We start from the raw sequence: 19,705 nt of genomic DNA on the forward strand, positions 1-19,705 counted from the left end.
TGGAGCAAACCCATTTATCGTCCCGGCAATGGGAAGTCATGGTGGAGCTACTGCTGAAGGTCAGATCGAGGTTCTTGAGAGCTTAGGTGTGACAGAGGGATATTGCGGTGCGCCGATTCGTTCTTCAATGGAGGTCGTTGATCTCGGTAAGACAGAAGCGGGCATATCGGTCTATATGGATAAGATTGCCTATGAATCAGATGGAGTTATTCTTGTGAACCGGATTAAAGCCCATACTGATTTTTCGGCTTCGATTGAAAGTGGTTTGATGAAAATTGCTTCCATTGGACTTGGAAATCACAAGCAGGCACAGGCGATTCATACGTTTGGTGTTCTAGGGATTCGCGATCATATGCCGATTGTCGCTGAACATATTTTTCAAAGTGGAAAAATTTTGATGGGAATTGGAATTGTAGAAAATGCGTTTGAAGATACGGCTGAAATTGAGGTCATCCCTGTTCAGTCAATTAAAGAGCGTGAGCAAGAGCTCCTACGTTTCTCAAAATCGCTGATGCCCAAATTGCCAGTTGACAACCTAGATATTTTACATGTTGACAAAATAGGGAAAAACTACAGCGGCACAGGAATGGATACGAATATTATTGGCCGTTTGCGAATTTTAGGAACGGCTGAGCCTGAAACTCCTTCAATTCATTACATCATCGCAAGTGATCTCAGTGAGGAATCACACGGAAACGCTCTTGGGATCGGATTAGCTGATTTAACAACCGAGCGATTGTTTCAAAAAATCGATTACCAAAAGATGAATGAAAATGTCATCACCAGTTCATTTTTGAAGCGGGCAAGTGTCCCAATTAAACTGGCAAATGATCGGGAAGCAATCTCAGCTGCTATACGTTGTAGCTGGGGGAAGGCACCAGGGGAGATTCGTTTTATGCGAATTCCGAATACCCTTCATTTAGAAGAGCTTTATGTGTCAGAAGCATTATTGCCCGAAATAGAGAAACAGGGCAATGTGGAAATCATCGGTGAAATGGCACCGATGGCGTTTGATGACAGCGGCTATTTTCTAAGCTTTTAAACTGTTCAATTGATAGGAGGAACGATAATGGGAGAACAAAATGGGGTAGCAAACACATACGGGAACTTAATCAATGGAGAATGGATCAAAGGGTCTGATACGTTTGTTGTAGAGAATAAGTATACCCATGAACCTTATGCTTATATTTCAAAGGCCGATGAAGCATTGGTGGATCAAGCGATTGCTAATGCACAAGAAACCTTTAAAACAGTTAAAATCCCAGCGACGAAGCGATATGAAATTTTACTGAAGGCAGCAAAGCTTTTTGGAGAAAGAAAAGAAGAAATTGCTTTGGCGATTTGCCGCGAAGTAGGAAAGACGATTACAGATGCTCGTGGTGAGGTAGACCGTGGCATTCAGACATTTATTGCTTCAGCAGAAGAAGCAAAGCGCATTACGGGACAAGGCATGCCGATTCATGGACAGCCAGGGAATGAAGAAAAAATGGCCTTTACCGTTCGGGTTCCTGTTGGTGTCGTTTGTGCGATTACACCTTTTAACTTTCCGTTTAACTTAACGGCTCATAAAATCGCGCCTGCGATCGCAGCTGGAAATACGGTTGTTTTAAAGCCGGCTGAAAAAACACCTGTCTCTGCGATTTTAATGGCACAGGCTTTATTAGATGCTGGATTACCAAAAGGATTTTTGAATGTCGTCAATGGCTTTGGACATGAAGTTGGCCCTGTGCTTTTAAAAGATGAGCGCATCGCCATGTATACATTTACAGGAAGCCCAACCGTTGGGAAAATGATTAAAAGCCAAACGGGCATTCGTAAGGTAACGCTTGAGCTAGGGAATAATTCACCAAATATTATCCATCATGATGTGGCAGACTTGGATCGTGCTGTCCAGCTGTGTGTATCAAGAGGCTATGTGAACTCTGGACAAGCGTGTATTTCTGTGCAACGGATTTATGTTCACCGTGATATTTATGAAGAAGTCCTTGAGAAAGCGAAACAAGTCGCTGATTCGTTTGTTGTTGGTAACCCAGAAGAGGAGTCAACAAATATTGGTCCGATGATCAGTGTGCAAGAAGCAGAGCGCGCAGAAAAATGGGTGCAGGAAGCGATTAACGCAGGAGCAAAAATTGTTGCTGGTGGTACCCGAGAAGGTGCATTATTTAGACCAACCGTATTATCAGATGTGACAGAAGAGATGAAAGTTATGTGTGAAGAAGTGTTCGCTCCGATCGTCAGCATTATTCCTTATGACGACATTGAAGAAGCATTTGCAGCAGCGAACGCATCAAAATTTGGACTCCAAGCAGGGTTCTTTACCTCAAACCTCCAGCTTGCGATGCGAGCAGCACAAGAGCTTGAGTTTGGTGGTGTAAACATTAATGATGTTTCAACGTTCCGTGTCGACATTTTACCGTATGGCGGTGTAAAAGATAGTGGTGTTGGGAAAGAAGGGCCGCGTAGTACTGTGGAAGAAATGACAGACGAAAAGCTTATCACGATTCACATATAATTGAGAGGATGAAGAATGAATGAGAAACAGCTGGGAGTATTTTTCAACAGAGAATATTATTTTTGGAAATGGATCGATCGATCGTTTAGATAAAGTATTGAAGCGTCTTAAGGCGAAAAACGTTTTTGTCATCACAGATAGAGGTGTAGCTCAAGCGGGAATTTTAGCTAAAATTACGGAGCAGCTTGACCGTCACGGCTATCAAAGCATCGTGTATGATAAAGCAGTTCCAGAGCCTCCAATCGATAGTGTCGTTGAAGCGTATGAATTCGCAAAATCACAAATGAAAACAGATGTGATTATTGGTCTTGGTGGCGGTAGTAGCATCGACTTAGCGAAAGTCGTTGCCCTATTGATGGAATATAGTGGTCATCCAAGAGACTACTTCGGTGGCGAAAACTTAGTTCCAGGTCCAATTGCGCCACTGATTGCCATCCCAACAACAGCTGGTACAGGTTCAGAGGTTACATCTGTTGCTGTTGTAACGGATACGGAAAACGATATGAAAGTAGGAATTTCTGATAACTTTTTACGCCCGGCTGTTGCACTGCTTGATCCTGAACTCACCGTTGGTCTGCCGGCATATGTGACAGCTTGCTCAGGAATTGATGCATTATCTCATGCGGTCGAAGCTTATACAGCTAAAGATTTTCGTTACATTCAAGCTGAAGGAAACATCTTATTCCAAGGGGCGTTACCAATTACTGATGCCCTTGCGATTCAAGCGATTGAGTTAATCGCAAACAACCTGGCAATTGCTGTTCAACAAGGAAGCAATATCGAAGCACGTAGCAATATGCTTCTTGGTAGCTTGCTTGCAGGGATGGCGTTCTCGAATGCTGGAACAGCTTTAGCTCATGCTCTCGCGTATCCAATTGGAGGGAAGGCAAAATCTCCTCACGGTGAATTAACAGGACTTCTTCTTCCATATGTGATGGAATTCAATACGGCAACGGAAAAAGAAAAGATGATAAAAATTGCAGAAGCCTTCGGGATTGAGAAAGGTGACAAGTCAAAAACAGAGCATGCGAAGGAAGCATCAAAAGCAGTTTTTGAGCTTCTGAAAGATATCGGGCTTCCTACAAAGCTATCAGCCATTGGTGTTAAGGAAGAAGATTTAGAAGAAATTGCTGAAAAAGCACTTCCGATTGAACGCCTGATTCGAAACAATCCTCGTGTCCCTACAAAAGATAGTTTAGTAGAACTTCTTAAAAAAGCGTATTAATTGAAAGAGGGAAGGGGAGCGGAACTATGAGCAGAGAACCTAGAATTGCGATCACAATGGGTGATGGATGCGGTGTTGGCCCTGAAATCATAATGAAATCATTAGCCGATCAATCGATCTATGAAAAGTGTGCCCCGTTTGTGATCGGTGATGCAAAAATTCTCGAGCGTGCCAATGAAATCGTTAAAACCAATTTGACGGTTCGGTCCATACAATCAGTGGAAGAAGCAACTTTCACCTATGGAACGGTTGATTGCTTGGATTTAGACTTACTACCAGAGGATTTACCGATTGGTCAAGTGACGGCTGAAGCTGGAAATGCCGCGTTTCGTTATTTAGAAAAAGCGATTCAGCTTGCAAACAACAAGGAGATTGAAGGCATTTGTACGGCCCCTTTAAATAAGGAAGCACTTCACAAGGGTGGACATATTTTTCCTGGTCACACGGAAATCTTAGCAGAGCTGACGGGCACAAAGGACTTTGCGATGATGCTACAAGCGCCAACCTTACGTGTCATTCATGTAACAACCCATGTAGGGATTCTTGATGCGGTGAAGCAAATCACGCCTGAGAGAACATACAAAGTCATTCAGCTTGCAGATGAAACGCTAAAACGGGCTAGGATTGAAGCACCTAGGATTGCTGTATGTGGAATCAATCCACATGCAGGTGAGAATGGTTTGTTTGGGTATGGTGAAGAAGATGAAAAGGTTGTACCTGCTGTTGAAAAAGCACAGCAGGAAGGAATCGATGTCGTTGGACCACTGCCTGCAGACACGCTGTTCTTCCGTGCAAATCGTGGAGATTTTGATATTGTCGTTGCCATGTATCATGATCAGGGACATGGGCCGATTAAGGTGCTTGGTCTTGAAGCAGGAGTGAACATCACCGTAGGCTTGCCTATTATTCGCACAAGCGTTGATCATGGTACGGCTTTTGATATTGCTGGAAAAGGAATTGCAAGTGAGCTAAGCTTAAAGGAGGCAATCCTTCAAGCGATTGATCTTGCGCCTAAGCGACAATAAACCGTCCCGTAGGAGGGATTCCATTGAAAATCTTATTCACAAGAAAGCTTCCAGAAAAATTGATCGAGCCTCTGAAAGAGCGATATACGATTTCAATGTGGACAGAGGAAAATGATCCAATGCCACGAGAGCTATTGCTTAAAGAGGTAGCTGATGCAGATGCAATTTTCACCAATGTAGCAGACCAAATTGATAAAGAACTCATTGAACAAGCAAAGTCGCTGAAGGTAATAAGCACGATGGCGGTCGGCTATGATAACATCGATATTGATGAGGCGACAAAACGGAGGATTCCTGTTGGACATACGCCAGGTGTTTTATCGGAAGCAACGGCTGACTTAACCTTCGCATTATTAATGGCGACAGGAAGACGAATCACCGAAGGCATGGATGTCATTCGTCGCAACGAGTGGAAGAGCTGGGGACCGTTTCTTCTTACTGGTCAAAGCGTCTATGGGGCGACGATCGGTATTATTGGGATGGGACGAATCGGTCAAGGTGTTGCAAGACGGGCAAAGGGTTTCAATATGAACATTCTTTATCATAACCGCAGCCGCAATCCTGTAGCGGAAGAAGAGCTCGGTGCAACCTATTGCTCCCTTGAAGAGCTTTTGCAGCAAGCAGACTATGTCGTTTTACTTGCCCCATCTACGCCTGAAACGCGAAGAATGATCGGGAGAGAGCAATTTGCTTTAATGAAAAAGTCGAGCATTTTTATCAATACGTCTCGGGGAACCAATGTTGATGAGCAGGCGTTATATGAGGCGTTAAAGAGCAATGAAATTTTTGCGGCGGGACTGGACGTATTTGAAACAGAGCCAATTACAGCCGATCATCCGCTACTGCAGCTGGACAATGTTGTCGCTCTTCCGCATATTGGCAGTGCTGATATTGAGACAAGAATGGTAATGGGTCGCTTGGCGATTCAAAATATTGAAAAGGGACTTGCTGGGGAACGACTCATTCATTGTGTAAATGAAGAATTGTATAAATAGATTTTAGCTATGTGTCTATCGTGTTTTGACGAAGTGTCTAAGAAGAAAATGGTAGAAGACACGGAGAGCCTCTTTAAAAAAGGGGCTCTTGGTTTATACGTTAGGAAAGCATAAATTTTTTAACAACGGAGTTTCTCGACGTAGTTTAAAAATTAAAAGGGCTAAGATTAACTGCAACTAAGGCTTTCGCTATAAAAGACTTGGCGAAAAGCCGAGTTCTGTTTATATTTTTAGTAAGGATTGCATCTTGAAAGGGGCGTTACAGAATGGAACTAACGACAGAAGAAAAATGTCAGCAGTTAGATGAAATTTTACGTTCAATGGGACGTGTTCTTGTTGCTTTTTCAGGTGGTGTGGACAGTACCTTTTTATTGGCTCGTGCGAAAGACGTATTAGGGGATCAGGTGGTAGCGGTTACAGCTGCTTCTGAGACATTCCCTACTCGTGAGTATAAGGCTGCAATTGAGCTTGCCAAGCAAATCGGTGTCAGGTACATTGAAACGACCGTTAGTGAATTGGTAAATGAGAATTTTGTCCGTAATGATTCCAATCGCTGCTTTCATTGCAAGGATGGGTTGTATGAGCATTTAAATGAGGTGGCAAAAGAAAAAGGCTATCCTTATATTTTAGATGGTGCGAACCGTGACGATGTAGGTGATTATCGTCCAGGCATGAAGGCGGCACGAGAGCAAGGAGTACGGAGTCCGCTCTTGGAGGCAGGTTTGACGAAACAAGAAATTCGTAATCTCTCAAAAGAAATGGGCTTATCAACGTGGAATAAGCCATCCTTTGCATGCCTTTCATCGCGGATTCCGTACGGAACGAGAATTACGCAAACTGCCATTGACCAGCTTGATGAAGCAGAAGACTTTTTACTAAGACTAGGCTTTTACCAAGTACGGGTTCGCCATCATGATAAGCTAGCACGAATTGAAGTGATGCCAGAAGAGCTTCAAAAAGTCGTTGCCTACAATGAAACGATTCATAAAAAATTTAAAGAGCTCGGCTTTCAATACGTAACATTAGATTTACAAGGATATCGGACAGGAAGCATGAATGAGGTTCTTGAAACGGCTAAAGGAGTTTAAGGATGAGCAATGAGATAAAGCAATGGTTGTCAATGATCGAAAGAGGCGAGCTAAAAGCGGAAGAGGCTTATGATAAATTGAAAGGCTATGAAGACATTGGTTTTGCAAAAATCGACCTTCATCGCGAGAAGCGGCAAGGATTTCCTGAAGTCATTTATAGCGAAGGAAAAACGGTTGAGCAAATTCTGTCTATTTTCACTCGCTTAAAAGCTACCAATGAAACCGTTTTAGCAACACGGGTGTCAAAAGAAAAAGCAGATAAGCTACTTCCTCACCTTTCAGATGTTCAGTACGATGAATGTGCGCGTACACTGTTATTTGACGAACGTTCTAGTCACCAGGGACTCGGAAAAGTCGGTATTCTTTGTGCAGGAACAAGCGATTTACCTGTAGCCGAAGAAGCTGCAGTTACGGCCCATGCCATGGGTCTAGAGGTTCAACGCTTTTATGATGTAGGAGTCGCGGGGATTCATCGCCTTTTTGATCAGCTAGAAAGCATTCGAACGTGTGACGTATTAATCGTTGTAGCAGGAATGGAAGGAGCGCTTGTTAGTGTGGTTGGTGGACTTGTCCAACAGCCAATATTAGCTGTCCCTACAAGCGTTGGCTATGGAACGAACTTTCAAGGTGTGTCAGCACTGCTAACAATGCTGAATTCATGCTCATCTGGAGTGTCCGTTGTTAATATTGATAATGGCTTTGGAGCAGCTTATCAAGCTGCGCTTATCGTAAGAGTAAAAGAGAACAATCATCATACACAATAATAAGCATACTTCCTTGCTTGCAGGGAGGTATGTTTTTTTAGAAAGGATCATTTTTTTAACAGAGAGGTTTATCGACGTAGTTAAAAATTTGAAGGCCAAGTAACCTGGGCTTAAGGCTTTCGTTGTGAAGGACTTGGTGAAAAGCCAAGTTATACTTTTGTGAAAGGATAGCTAAGTAATAAGCTTAAACGCCATCCGAAAGGTAAAATGGCGCTTGTAGCGATATTATCTGACGGAATTTTTAGATAAATTGATCAAAAAACGAAAAAAACTTTATACAGTTTTGACAATATATTTTTTTGTTAAAAACGACTAAGATCAGTACATAAGTAAGAAAGATCCATGTTGAAGAAAAACTGATTTAAAAACATGACAAAAGAAACCCTTGCCTGCTCGTATAGACCTTTACTCTTTTTATAACATGCCTAAATAAATTAGGAGTTGAAGCTGTTGGACAGGCGAGTAAGGGAAATGATGATTTAATGAATAGGAAGGGGGTAGTTTTTTATCATACAAATTTAGATAATTCGGGAAAAAATTGAGCATTTGTGACCATCTGTTTGTTTTTAACATCATTTCTGCGTATAAGTCACTTGAAGACGTATCAATCATTGAAAAGGGTATTTTTCACGTTATACGAATGATGAACTACTTTGAAGAATTATCCGATAATTGATACGATTAAAGTGGATCTTAAAAATTGAATATTTTAAAAAAACAGACATGATGGGTGCTATGAAGCTCGTCAAGGGAGGTCAATGATTGATGAAAAGAACGATGTATTTACTTTTCGTAATGGCAGCAGTGATGATCGTCTCAGCTTGCTCCACAAGTAGCGAAGACACGTTAGGATCAATTCAAGATGAAGGCGTTGTACAAGTAGGTTTTGCGAATGAACGACCATATGCTTACCAGGAAAGTGATGGGACGATTACAGGCCAAGCTGTCGAAATTGCCCGAGCGGTTTTTAATGAGTTAGGTGTTGAGGAAGTTGAAGGGACTGTTGTTGATTTTGACGCCTTAATTAGTGGGCTGAACGCAGGAAATTTTGATGCGATTACCGCAGGAATGTACATAACGCCAGAACGGTGTGAAAATGCAGCATTTGCTGAACCGGAATATCGAATTGGCGAAGGGTTGGCAGTTCAAGCTGGAAACCCTCACAATCTGAAAAGCTATGAAGACATTGCCAACAATCCCGATGTAACGGTAACGGTCATGTCTGGGGCGATTGAGCGAGAATATCTTTTAGCAGTTGGCGTGTCAGAGGATCAAATTGAACAAGTGAATAACATTTCTTCGAATATTACAGCTCTAGAAACGGGTAGAACGGATGCTATTACAATGACGGACTTAACATTGCGAACGGCTCTACAGGATCAAGACACGTCAAATATTGAGATTGTAGAGGATTTCACACAGCCTGTCATTGATGGTCAGGAAGTATATGGTTACGGTGCTGCAGTTTTCCGCCATGACGATGAAGAGCTTCTCAATCAATACAACGAAAAGTTAGCAGAATTAAAAGAGTCTGGACGATTGCTTGAAATTATGGAGCCATTTGGTTTCACAGAAGATAACTTACCAGGTGATGTAACAGCTGCTGAGCTTTGTGGAGCAAGTGATGAATAAGAATATAGAGTAAAAAAAGAAGATTCAAAGCAATGCTTATGAGCAGTTTACGATTCATAAGCTAAAAAGTGATGATGATTTCAGGCACTCAATCTGAGTGCCTGATTTACCTTCTAGCAAATTTAATCGAAATGTAGCATACATAAAAATGGAGAAGGAGTGAGAGCTTTTGGGGATACTTGATATCATCAGTGTATTAGGTCGAGGAGCTTCCGTTACCGTCTCTCTTTTATTAGCCTCGGCTGCTCTAGCTTATCTGGTTGGCTTTATTGCTGGCTTATCCCGCGTATCTCGCTTTAAAATTGTACGAGTCATTACGGTCATTTACGTAGAATTCTTTAGAGGAACCTCACTGCTTGTTCAATTGTTTTGGATTTTTTTCGTATTGCCACAGTTATTTGGCATCCGACTCGATCCTTTTGTAGCAGGTGTTATTACACTGGGATTAAATTATGGGGCCTATGCATCAGAAATTGTACGAAGTTCGATTAACGCAGTGCCAAAAGGACAAACAGAAGCTGCGATTGCTTTAAATATGTCAAGGATACAGAGAATGCTCAAAATTATTTTGCCGCAGGCTCTCCGTACGATGCTCCCAGGATTTGGTAATAATGCAATTGAGCTCTTGAAAGGGACGGCGCTTGTATCTTTAATTACACTTCAAGACATGATGTATCTTGCACAAAATTTAATGGATGCCAATTATAGCTTGACTCTCCCAGTCTTTAGTACGCTCCTCGTCATGTACTTTTTAATTGCATTGCCGCTTATTGTATTAGCACGGTACTTAGAAAGAAGAGCATCTAAGGGGGTGGCGAGTGTATAATGGGTATCTTTAATTGGACGTATGCCGCAGAAGTTTTTCCAATTTTGTTTCGTGCCATGTTTGTTACGCTCGGGATAACGATTGCTGCATATTTGGTAGCACTCGTATTCGGGCTCGTTTTAACCTTTCTGAGAAGGTCAACGTATCGCCCCGTCGCCTTAGTAACCTATGGATTCATTGAATTTGTGCGCAGTACACCACCACTTGTTCAATTGTTTTTTGTCTATTACGCATGGCCGATGATCCCAGTCATTGGTGTGAATCTGAATGCCATTACAGCAGGGATATTGACCCTTGGCATTCATTATAGTACATACCTTTCTGAAATTTACCGTTCAGGAATTAATGCCGTACCAAAGGGGCAATGGGAAGCAAGCAGAGCCTTAAATTTTAGTGGCATTCAGACATGGTTTAAAATCATTTTGCCACAAGCGGTGCCTCCGGTTATCCCAATGATGGGAAATTATTTAATCGTTTTATTCAAGGAAACACCTCTATTAATGGCCATTTCAGTGAATGAAATGCTAATGCAAGCACGAACGCTTGGCTCTCAAGTCTTTTCATTTGTTGAAGTGTATACGATTGTCGGTTTACTGTTCCTTGTCTTGAGTTATCCTGCTTCTCTTTTTGTTGGGTATCTTGAGCGACGAATGAATAACCGCTACAGTCGTAAAGCGAAAAAAATTGAAAAGAAGAAGGTGGCAGCGTGACTCAACAGCCTATTGTTCAATTTAAAAATGTAAAAAAATCGTTTGATGACTTAGAAGTGCTTAAAGGCTTTGATCTTGATATTGCACCAGGAGAAAAAGTTTCGATCATTGGTCCGAGTGGTTCTGGAAAAACGACAATTATCCGGATGTTAATGACCCTTGAAAAGCCCACAGGTGGTGAAATTATTGTCGATGGTGAAAACCTGTGGCATAAGGAAGTAAATGGAAATCTCGTCGATGCCGATGAAAAGCATTTGCGGAAAATCCGGGGAAACGTAGGGATGGTTTTTCAGCATTTTAATTTGTTTCCACATATGACGGTGTTAAAAAATTGTATGGAAGCGCCAATGAGTGTTTTGGGCTTATCCAAGCAAGAAGCAGAAAGTCGAGCGGTTGCTATGCTTGAAAAAGTCGGGTTAGCTGACAAAGTGGACAATTACCCCGAGCAATTATCCGGTGGACAGAAGCAGCGTGTAGCGATTGCCCGTGCGTTAGTGATGGAGCCAAAAGTGATGCTTTTTGATGAGGTAACCTCTGCCCTTGATCCTGAGCTAGTAGGAGAAGTTCTTGCCGTTATAAAAGATTTGGCAGAGCAAGGGGATATGACGATGATTCTAATTACGCACGAAATGGATTTTGCTTGGGACGTTTCGGATCGAATCGTTTTCTTTGCCGACGGTCAGCTTGTTGAACAAGGGACACCGCAAGATGTATTTGAAAATCCGGAAAGTCCTCGCTTAAAAGCCTTCTTAGAAAGATTCCGTACAGGGAGATAAGCATTGTTTGTTGAAAGCCATCGCTGCGAGCGGTGGTTTTTCTTTTTTTATGGAGGGTATCGTCTTAAATAGGATAAAACAGAGTTGTGTTAACGGCAGCTAGGCTAGTTACAGGTTAAAAGGAGGGTTTTCCATAGAAGCAGCGATCGGATTTACAATTTTTATTTCTCTCGTCATTGAATTTGCAGTTCGGAGAGGCATTGATAGCTCTAACACCAGTCGGAATGCTTGAGAAGTATCTTGAGAGAAAATGAAAAGAGAAAAGCTTAACAGTTGTCCCGAGGTTGAACCATTCCTCGGGATTATTTGCTAAGGCATTAAATCGATTGAATCGTCACTTTATAGACTTTTATGCTTAGAGGTTCGATCATATAAAAGTCTTTTTTCTAAGGATAACGAATATTTCACTTAATCAAGAGCTGATTCTGAGTAGACAGCAATGAGGACGACTGCAGGTTCTTCTCCAATATTTTTGACGAGGTGAGGGACGCTCGCATTCCAGCTAAATGAATCGCCCGCCTCTAAAATGACCGAATCCTCGCCTTGCTGTGCCAAAAGTGTTCCTTTAACGACCACATGACATTCTTCCCCTTCATGAGCATGCGGCTCCTCTCCTGTTGACGCACCAGGAGCTAGTTCAACATTCATTAACCGCAAACCACCTTTCGATGTGAGGTTTTCTACTTTTAAATCCCCACATTTATGGGTAGAGTAGGTCCGTTCACCCTTTCGAACGACGCGCATTCGTTCATCTTTTTTTAATAGAAGATACGGCAGTGGAATGTTGAGGTAATTCGCAATCGTTTCTAAGGTGCTAATGGAAGGGGAGGTGTTGTTGTTCTCCATGTTGCTAATAAACCCTTTAGAAAGACCTGTACCTTCACTCATTTGGGAGATAGTTATTTTTTTTCTTTTTCTTATTGTCCGAATCGTCGTTCCGATTTCCATACATACACCTCAAAATATATTTGTTATAGAAAACTTATTTTCATATTAACAAAACTTTTATTGACGTTCAATGCTAAAGTTGTTAATCTATAAACAACTTATTATTTTATTAGAAAACAAAATAGTTGTTTTTTGGATAGGACTTTACTATAGTAAGTGAGAGTGGAGTAAAGAGATTTTAGCAAATGACGACCCTATTGACATTGAATAGAAACTTGGTTGTCAGTAATGAATGAAGAGAAGGTAAGCGAGAGGATATCTTCGCTTTCTTACCTTGGATGCTCCGTAGAAAAATTGATATTCAATCCAGCAATCATTTTATGGCATGCCATAAAGAGGGAGAGAAGAAATGATATCTGAACACATTAAATCAATGCTCGATGAAAAAATTGAGATTATCAAACATGAAGGAAAACCAGACATTGCACGTGTCGGTCCAATAAATCTCCCGGTTCAGCTTGGAGACAAAGAAGTGACATTCAAGTGGTATACATGGTTAAATTTAACGAACTTGCCATCTACGAAGGATGAATTATTAGAAGCCTTACCACAAGCGGATCTCGCTCTTTATCAGCAATCCTCTGTCCTTGTTTATGGGGATTTTTCTAACACTGATGAAGCGTTCATTCGTATGCACAGTATTTGTCATACGGGAGATATTTTTGGAAGCAAGCGCTGTGATTGTGGTTTTCAGCTCCGACAATCAATGAAGATGATTGTGGAGAAGGGTAGTGGTGCAATTTTTTATTTAGCTGACCATGAAGGCCGTGGAATAGGTCTGTTCACGAAGTCATTAGCGTATCTTTTACAGCAAGAAGGTCTTGATACGGTCGAGGCCAATCATCAGTTAGGCTTTGAAGATGACGAGCGTTCATATGAAGAAGCGATTCGAGTGCTTCAATCGTTACGGACGAAGCCAGTGAGTCTGATTACCAATAATCCGCGAAAGCTTGCTTCCTTGAGAGAATATGGAATGCTTGTTGATACGCATGTCCCGTTATGGGGAGACGTTTCTAGTCATAATCAAAAATATTTACAAACAAAAATTAAAAAGTCTGGTCATATCTATGATTTTACAACAATGATTTTGAAGGAAGCTGAAGGAGTATGTGAATAAGTTTTTAAAAAATATTGAGCTTGTTTGCGTAGTCGTTATTTTCAAAAGAAATCAGGTGCTAACAATGAATATTCAATCAGAGGTTTGCATCGTTGGCGGAGGCCCTGCTGGTGCATTACTAGGTTATATTCTTGCGGAAAATGGCATTTCCACTGTCGTACTTGAACGGAATCGGTTCATTGAGCGGCAGTTTAGAGGGGAACATATTGATGCTCAAGGAGAGCAATTGCTAAAAAAGCATGGCCTGTTTGAAACGATTCGCTCTTACGGAATGCTAGAAATGAAAAAAGTAGAATTTTTTGATCGAAAACAAGTGGTGAAGACGATTCTGCCTGAAAAAAATGGACATGTGGGCATCCATATTCCTCAAAACCATTTGCTTCGGGCCATCTTTCAAGAATCGACTAAACACGATCATTATCAACTTCTCATGAATACAACCGTAACAGAGTTGATTCAGGATGATACAGGGGCTTATGTTGGTGTGAAGGCAAAAAGAGATGGCGAGGAAATTAAGATTCATAGCGCCGTGATCGTAGGTGCTGACGGTCGCTTTTCGACAATTAGGAACGATGCACAAATTCCGGTGAAGATGATGAATCATGGTTATGATGTGCTGTGGGCGAAAATACCTGCCCCTCCAGAGTGGGAACCGTCGACGCGAATGCTTATGGTGAATCGTCAGCAGCTTGCGTTATTTACACAAACAGGTGGCTATATTCAAATTGGCTGGAACATTGAAGCTGGATCGTTGTCTGCCTTGCGAAAACAGCCCATTGAGTCATTTATTCAACCGTTACTTGAGAATTTTCCCGAACTAACGGAAAGTGTGAGGCAGCATCTTCAATCATGGAAAGATTTTGTCTATTTAAAGGTAGAAAGCTGTCGCTGTGAGACATGGGTAAAAGATGGCTTGGTCTTGATAGGAGATGCGGCCCATACGATGACACCAACTGGGGCGATCGGCATTAATAGTGCAATGAAGGATGCTGATGTGTTGGCTCAAGTATTAATAGATGCAATTGCGGAAAGCAATACGAGTGCGATGCGCTTAAAAGTGTTTGAAAATAGCAGACGTGAAGAGGTTGAAAGGCAACAAAAGCAACAAATTGAGCAAGAAGCCTCTTTTTGGAAAAATTACATTCAGTTCTCAGATACACAGAACGAGGTTGAAAGGTATCAAAAAGAATGTTGTGTCACGTAAGCATGTTAAATCTTCTTAAATACAGGAGGCCAATCAAATGAACTTTCACAAAGAGCCAGCGACGTATGTCGGGCATGTCCATTTACTCGTTTCTGATTTAGAGAGGTCGCAGCAATTTTACGAAAAAAAGCTTGGTCTTCAAGTATTAAATAAAAAAGAAAACGTTGTTGCATTTACAGCAGACGGGAACACTCCGCTTGTTATCATTGAGCATGAAGAAAATGCGCAACCGAAACGACCTCGAACAACTGGCTTGTACCACTTTGCGTTACTGCTACCGAACAGACGTGAGCTAGCAAAAGTACTGATTCATCTCGTTCAATCTGGTTATCCATTGCAAGGAGCGTCTGATCATCAGTTTAGTGAAGCAGTCTACCTTGCAGATCCAGAGGGAAATGGAATCGAACTTTATGCGGATCGTTCACCAGAGATTTGGGCTTGGCAAAATGGAGAGCTTCCTTTTGTCAGTGATCCATTAGACACAGACAGTCTTTTAAAAGAAAGTGAAAATGAGCCGTGGACAGGATTTCCTTCTGACACGGTCATGGGGCATATTCATTTGCACGTATCAAATTTGCAAAAAGCAAAAGAATTTTATTGTGATGGGCTTGGCTTTGAGGTAACCGTTCCTTTTCGTCATCAGGCGCTCTTTGTTGCCTCGAACAAATACCATCATCACATTGGATTAAATACATGGCAAGGTGAAGGTGCTCCAGCTCCAGCTGCGAATAGCCTTGGCATGAAAGAGTACTCTATTATTTATCCGACGGAAGCAGAGAGAACCCGAGTCCTTGAGCAGCTCAAAAAAATCAATGCGCCAGTGAGTGAAGAAGAGGGCGATGTACGGACGACGGATCCAGCCGGGAATCGCATTCTGTTGTTGGTGTAAGCTTATGTTCATCCATCTGTACCCCCTTCAAGTTTGTATCTAGGCTTGAAGGGGTTTTTTGATCATTGACTGTACATTAGAGAAAAAAATACTTCATCTTTTTAGTGATTTCTCAACCAAATAGCAAGGGCGAACGGTTGATTGAGCCTTAAGTACTTGAGTGACCATTCGTAAAAAACCACGTGAAACAACCTGTATAGAAGGGTGTTTCACGTGGTTTTTTTACATGTAAGAAGATAAGTGAGTTTACATAGTATACTTTTTTATACTATGTAAATATAAAGTGCGTACTTACAAATAAGAACTATATGAATTATACTAGCGTTTGTACAAGACATTTGCACAGCGAGGATGATTATTGGCGGAAGCATGAAATGAGTTCATGACACATACAATCTGAATTTTTTCTTGGAATGTGAGAATGATAGGGGAGGAATATCAGTGGAGTCAATGTCCTTTATTTTGTTTGGGGCAACAGGGGATTTAGCTAAACGAAAAATTTACCCAGCCCTTTACAATTTATTTTTAGATCATAAAATGCCAACCTCTTTTTCAGTGATTGGAGTAGGCAGACGAGAATGGGCACAAGACGAATTTAAAGGACATGTTAAAAATTCATTAACGATGTTTTCTAGACGCTACGCAGAAGAGCGTTCGAACATTGAAGGGTTTTTAAAGGCCTTTTGCTACCAGATCGTAGATGTAACGAAAAAAGAAGATTTTGAGAGGCTACGTGATTTTGTACAGCAGCGAGAAGAAGAGCGAGGGATTGCAGAAAATCGAATGTTTTACTTGTCGGTTGCACCTGAGTTTTTTGAGGGAATTGCTTCACATATTAAAGAAAGTGGGCTCGGCTCTGCAAATGGGTGGAAGCGTCTTATTATTGAGAAGCCGTTTGGGCATGACGTAAAGTCAGCGAACGAGCTGAACGACAAGCTAAGCAAAGCGTTCGAAGAGGATGAAATTTATCGGATCGACCATTATCTTGGGAAGCCTATGGTTCAAAATCTAGAAGCGCTCGAATTTGCAAATCCTATCCTGCAGGCGGTGTGGAACAACCAATACATTGCGAATGTACAAATTACAGCAAGTGAAACAGTTGGAGTCGAAGAGAGAGCTGGATATTATGACCAGGCCGGAGCCATTCGAGACATGGTACAAAATCATATGCTGCAAATGCTTATGATGACAGCAATGAACATGCCAAAACAGCTCAATGCGAGAAATATTCGTCATGAGAAGAAGAGCATTATGGAATCACTGCGCTTTATTAAGAAAGAAGAAGTAGCCTCACACATCGTTCGTGGTCAATACGAAGCAGGAGAAATTGGTGGAGAACCTGTTGTGGGATATAAAGAAGAGCCTGGAATTTCAGCGTCTTCTACAAACGACACATTTGTTGCAGCTCGCCTTTGGATTGATAATGATTTTTGGCGTGGTGTCCCGTTTTACATTCGTACAGGAAAGAGAATGGCAGAAAAGAGTACAAAAATTGTCATAGAATTCAAATCTTCAACAGAGGATTTGTATGGAAGTGACAATCATAAAACAGAACCAAACCTACTTGTGATTAGCATCACCCCAAATGAGGGCATTTCGTTCCGGTTAAACAGCCGAAACCCATTAAAAAATGGCAGGATTGAACCTGTTACCGTTGATTTTTCAGCGAACACAGAAAATGTACCAGAAGCTTATGAAAGCTTGCTATTTGATGCTTTACGAGGAGACTCAACATTTTTCGCTCATTGGAATGAAGTAGAATTGTCTTGGAAGTGGGTACAACCTGTATTAGAGGCCTTTGAAGAAGATCTTCTTCCTCTTCATCCGTATCGAGCTGGATCAATGGGACCAGCTGCTTCTAAACAGCTGCTTGCAGAAGAAGGGTTTAAATGGTGGTAATGGCAGCTCGTATAACGTATTCTTCCTCTTTAGAATGCAGCTTGATTGGACAAGCTAGAGAACAAAGGTAGAGATATGGCAACAATAACAACATGTCTCCTTTTGTGGAGATAATTAATGGAGGCAATAAACATGAAAGTTGGATTAATTGGTTTAGGAAAAATGGGATTAAACTTAGGTCAGAATTTACTTGATCAAAAGCATGAAGTTGTCGCCTTTGACGTCAACCCAAGTGCAGTGAAAGAAATGAGTCAATATGGGGCAAAAGGCGTTACCGCTTTACAGGAACTCGTTGAGTGCTTAGAGAAGCCAAGAGTTTTTTGGGTAATGGTTCCCCATGGAGTTGTTGATACAGTTCTTCGCGATCTTACCCCTTTATTAAGCAGTGGGGATATTGTCATTGAAGCAGGAAACTCTCACTATAAGGAATCGATTCGCCGCTATCATGAATTAAAGGAGCAGGGAGTTCATTTTCTCGATGCTGGAACCTCTGGTGGGATGGAAGGTGCTCGCCATGGTGCATGCTACATGGTAGGTGGCGATCCTGAAGCATGGAGCATTGTGGAGCCTCTTTTCCGGGACACGGCTGTCGAAAAAGGCTATTTATACGCAGGTCCAGCAGGAAGCGGTCACTTTTTAAAAATGGTTCACAATGGAATTGAATATGCAATGATGGCTGCCATTGGTGAAGGATTTGAAGTGCTAGAGAAAAGTGAGTTTGATTATGACTATGAAAAAGTTGCTGGCGTATGGAATAATGGTTCGGTGATTCGTTCATGGTTGATGGAATTAACCGAACGTTCTTTCTCCAAAGATGCAAAATTAGAGGGAATTAAAGGAGTCATGCATTCTTCAGGAGAAGGAAAATGGACAGTTGAAACAGCTTTAGACTTACAAACGGCAACGCCAGTCATCGCTATGTCTCTACTCATGCGTTATCGCTCGTTAGAAGATGATACATTCACAGGGAAAGTAGTTGCAGCGCTGCGGAATGAATTTGGTGGCCATGCGGTAGAGAAAAAATAATACATTATAAAAAGGCTCCCCCCCTTTATGGTACACATGAAAAGGGGGGGGTAGCTTTTTTAAAGCTAAAAAAGCTCAAGTGCAAAATCTCGTTTTACACCTGAGCAAAGCGGTAAGGTAAGGTAAGGGATTAGAAGATTACTATTTTTTCGCCGTTAAATGCAGCGGCGTAAAGCTTTTCCATATCTTCTACTGATACTTCACGAGGGTTAGCTGGCGTACAAGGGTCCTCAACCCTGCTGCTATTTTATCTAAATGCTTTTCGAACTCTTTGTTGTTGACACCGAATTCTTTTAAGGTTAATGCGATGTCAAACGCTCTATTTAAATGGCGAAGTAGCTCTGTAAAAGAGTCGATGAGCTCATTGTCCGTGTTTCCAGAAAGTCCAAGCATTCTTGCTATATCAGCGAAACGGAGCTATTCGCTTTTTTATTAAAGTCAATGACATACGGAAGAAAAAGGGCACTTGCTAAGCCATGTGGAATATTAAAGATTGCTCCTCCCTACGGTAATAAAAAAATAAAACCGCAAAGCCTGTTGAATAAACTGCTTTGCGGTCTCTTTATGCATATGCCTATTCAAGGTTGGCGTGCTTGAGCAGGTCAGCAGTCCGCTTTAACTCAGCAATGATTTCCGCTAGATAATCTGTCGTTTGCATGCTCATTACCCTTGTTGGATCCATTTTTGCATTTCTGCAGCCGCCGCTTTTTTATCCTCTTGACCTGTGATTCCACCACCAACGATGACAAGATCTGGTTGTGCTTTAATCACTTCTGGCAACGTTTCTAATTTAATTCCACCAGCGATCGCTGTTTTTGCATTTTTAACAACACTTTTAATCGTTTGAAGGTCTTCAAACGAGTTTTGACCAACTGCTTGAAGGTCATAGCCTGTGTGGACACAAATGTAGTCAACACCAAACTCGTCCAGCTCTTTGGCACGTGTAGCAATGTCTTTGACTGCGATCATATCAACAAGAATTTGCTTGCCTTGTTTTTTCGCTTCTTCAACAGCACCTTTGATCGACTGATCCTCCGCTGCGCCAAGAATCGTGATAATGTCAGCACCA

General features: G+C 41.7%; 18 protein-coding genes. 16 read left to right on the forward strand and 2 right to left on the reverse strand.

Translation table 11 applies throughout. From position 1 onward, the window contains the following. The 11 genes from BLT_RS21360 to ehuA all read left to right on the forward strand — a co-directional run. The coding region (locus BLT_RS21360) for a lactate racemase domain-containing protein (protein ID WP_017726450.1) at positions 1-1,042 on the forward strand (1,042 nt) is incomplete at its 5' end. 27 nt (positions 1,043-1,069) lie between these two features. Beyond that, positions 1,070-2,512: an aldehyde dehydrogenase family protein gene (locus BLT_RS0103630; RefSeq protein ID WP_017726451.1), complete on the forward strand. Its 1,443-nt coding sequence runs from the start codon at positions 1,070-1,072 to the stop codon at positions 2,510-2,512. A gap of 19 nt (positions 2,513-2,531) precedes the next feature. Beyond that, the gene (locus tag BLT_RS0103635) at positions 2,532-3,737 is read left to right on the forward strand and encodes a hydroxyacid-oxoacid transhydrogenase (protein WP_017726452.1); all 1,206 of its coding nucleotides are present in this window, start codon (positions 2,532-2,534) and stop codon (positions 3,735-3,737) included. Positions 3,738-3,763: 26 nt separating this feature from the next. After that, positions 3,764-4,762 carry a 4-hydroxythreonine-4-phosphate dehydrogenase PdxA gene (pdxA, locus tag BLT_RS0103640; RefSeq protein WP_017726453.1) on the forward strand — a complete coding sequence of 333 codons (999 nt, stop codon included), beginning with the start codon at positions 3,764-3,766 and terminating at the stop codon, positions 4,760-4,762. A gap of 23 nt (positions 4,763-4,785) precedes the next feature. Next, positions 4,786-5,757, forward strand: coding sequence for a 2-hydroxyacid dehydrogenase (locus tag BLT_RS0103645; protein WP_017726454.1), 972 nt, complete (start codon positions 4,786-4,788; stop codon positions 5,755-5,757). A 266-nt stretch (positions 5,758-6,023) separates the two neighbouring features. Continuing rightward, positions 6,024-6,845: an ATP-dependent sacrificial sulfur transferase LarE gene (larE, locus tag BLT_RS0103650; RefSeq protein WP_017726455.1), complete on the forward strand. Its 822-nt coding sequence runs from the start codon at positions 6,024-6,026 to the stop codon at positions 6,843-6,845. A gap of 2 nt (positions 6,846-6,847) precedes the next feature. Further along, positions 6,848-7,609, forward strand: coding sequence for a nickel pincer cofactor biosynthesis protein LarB (gene larB, locus BLT_RS0103655; RefSeq protein WP_017726456.1), 762 nt, complete (start codon positions 6,848-6,850; stop codon positions 7,607-7,609). 765 nt (positions 7,610-8,374) lie between these two features. Further along, positions 8,375-9,241 carry an ectoine/hydroxyectoine ABC transporter substrate-binding protein EhuB gene (ehuB, locus tag BLT_RS0103660; protein ID WP_017726457.1) on the forward strand — a complete coding sequence of 289 codons (867 nt, stop codon included), beginning with the start codon at positions 8,375-8,377 and terminating at the stop codon, positions 9,239-9,241. A gap of 169 nt (positions 9,242-9,410) precedes the next feature. After that, entirely contained in the window at positions 9,411-10,067 is a 657-nt protein-coding gene (gene ehuC, locus BLT_RS0103665; protein ID WP_017726458.1) for an ectoine/hydroxyectoine ABC transporter permease subunit EhuC, read from the forward strand. Continuing rightward, positions 10,067-10,777, forward strand: coding sequence for an ectoine/hydroxyectoine ABC transporter permease subunit EhuD (gene ehuD / locus BLT_RS0103670; RefSeq protein WP_017726459.1), 711 nt, complete (start codon positions 10,067-10,069; stop codon positions 10,775-10,777). The genes ehuC and ehuD overlap by 1 nt, the downstream gene beginning before the upstream one ends. Further along, positions 10,774-11,553 carry an ectoine/hydroxyectoine ABC transporter ATP-binding protein EhuA gene (ehuA, locus tag BLT_RS0103675; protein WP_017726460.1) on the forward strand — a complete coding sequence of 260 codons (780 nt, stop codon included), beginning with the start codon at positions 10,774-10,776 and terminating at the stop codon, positions 11,551-11,553. The genes ehuD and ehuA overlap by 4 nt, the downstream gene beginning before the upstream one ends. Before the next feature lie 408 nt (positions 11,554-11,961). Here ehuA and BLT_RS0103680 read toward each other — a convergent pair whose 3' ends face one another. Next, complete coding sequence (locus BLT_RS0103680) at positions 11,962-12,501, reverse strand: helix-turn-helix domain-containing protein (RefSeq protein ID WP_017726461.1); 540 nt, start codon at positions 12,499-12,501, stop codon at positions 11,962-11,964. A 349-nt stretch (positions 12,502-12,850) separates the two neighbouring features. Here BLT_RS0103680 and BLT_RS21365 point away from each other — a divergent pair, with 349 nt between their 5' ends. The 5 genes from BLT_RS21365 (at position 12,851) to gnd (ending at position 18,636) form a co-directional block, all read left to right on the forward strand. After that, complete coding sequence (locus tag BLT_RS21365; RefSeq protein WP_017726462.1) at positions 12,851-13,618, forward strand: GTP cyclohydrolase II; 768 nt, start codon at positions 12,851-12,853, stop codon at positions 13,616-13,618. Continuing rightward, a complete protein-coding gene (locus BLT_RS21370) occupies positions 13,611-14,822 on the forward strand; it encodes an FAD-dependent monooxygenase (RefSeq protein WP_017726463.1) in 1,212 nt (403 codons plus the stop codon). The genes BLT_RS21365 and BLT_RS21370 overlap by 8 nt, the downstream gene beginning before the upstream one ends. Before the next feature lie 37 nt (positions 14,823-14,859). Further along, the gene (locus BLT_RS0103695) at positions 14,860-15,711 is read left to right on the forward strand and encodes a VOC family protein (protein WP_017726464.1); all 852 of its coding nucleotides are present in this window, start codon (positions 14,860-14,862) and stop codon (positions 15,709-15,711) included. 441 nt (positions 15,712-16,152) lie between these two features. Continuing rightward, entirely contained in the window at positions 16,153-17,610 is a 1,458-nt protein-coding gene (zwf, locus tag BLT_RS0103700; protein WP_017726465.1) for a glucose-6-phosphate dehydrogenase, read from the forward strand. A gap of 132 nt (positions 17,611-17,742) precedes the next feature. Next, positions 17,743-18,636 carry a phosphogluconate dehydrogenase (NAD(+)-dependent, decarboxylating) gene (gnd, locus tag BLT_RS0103705; protein WP_017726466.1) on the forward strand — a complete coding sequence of 298 codons (894 nt, stop codon included), beginning with the start codon at positions 17,743-17,745 and terminating at the stop codon, positions 18,634-18,636. A 663-nt stretch (positions 18,637-19,299) separates the two neighbouring features. Here gnd and BLT_RS0103720 read toward each other — a convergent pair. After that, on the reverse strand, positions 19,300-19,705 hold a 406-nt coding region (locus BLT_RS0103720; protein ID WP_017726467.1), incomplete at its 5' end, for an orotidine 5'-phosphate decarboxylase / HUMPS family protein.

The organism is Halalkalibacterium ligniniphilum, assembly GCF_000334155.1.
GTDB classification, from domain to species: Bacteria; Bacillota; Bacilli; order Bacillales; family Bacillaceae_D; genus Halalkalibacterium; species Halalkalibacterium ligniniphilum.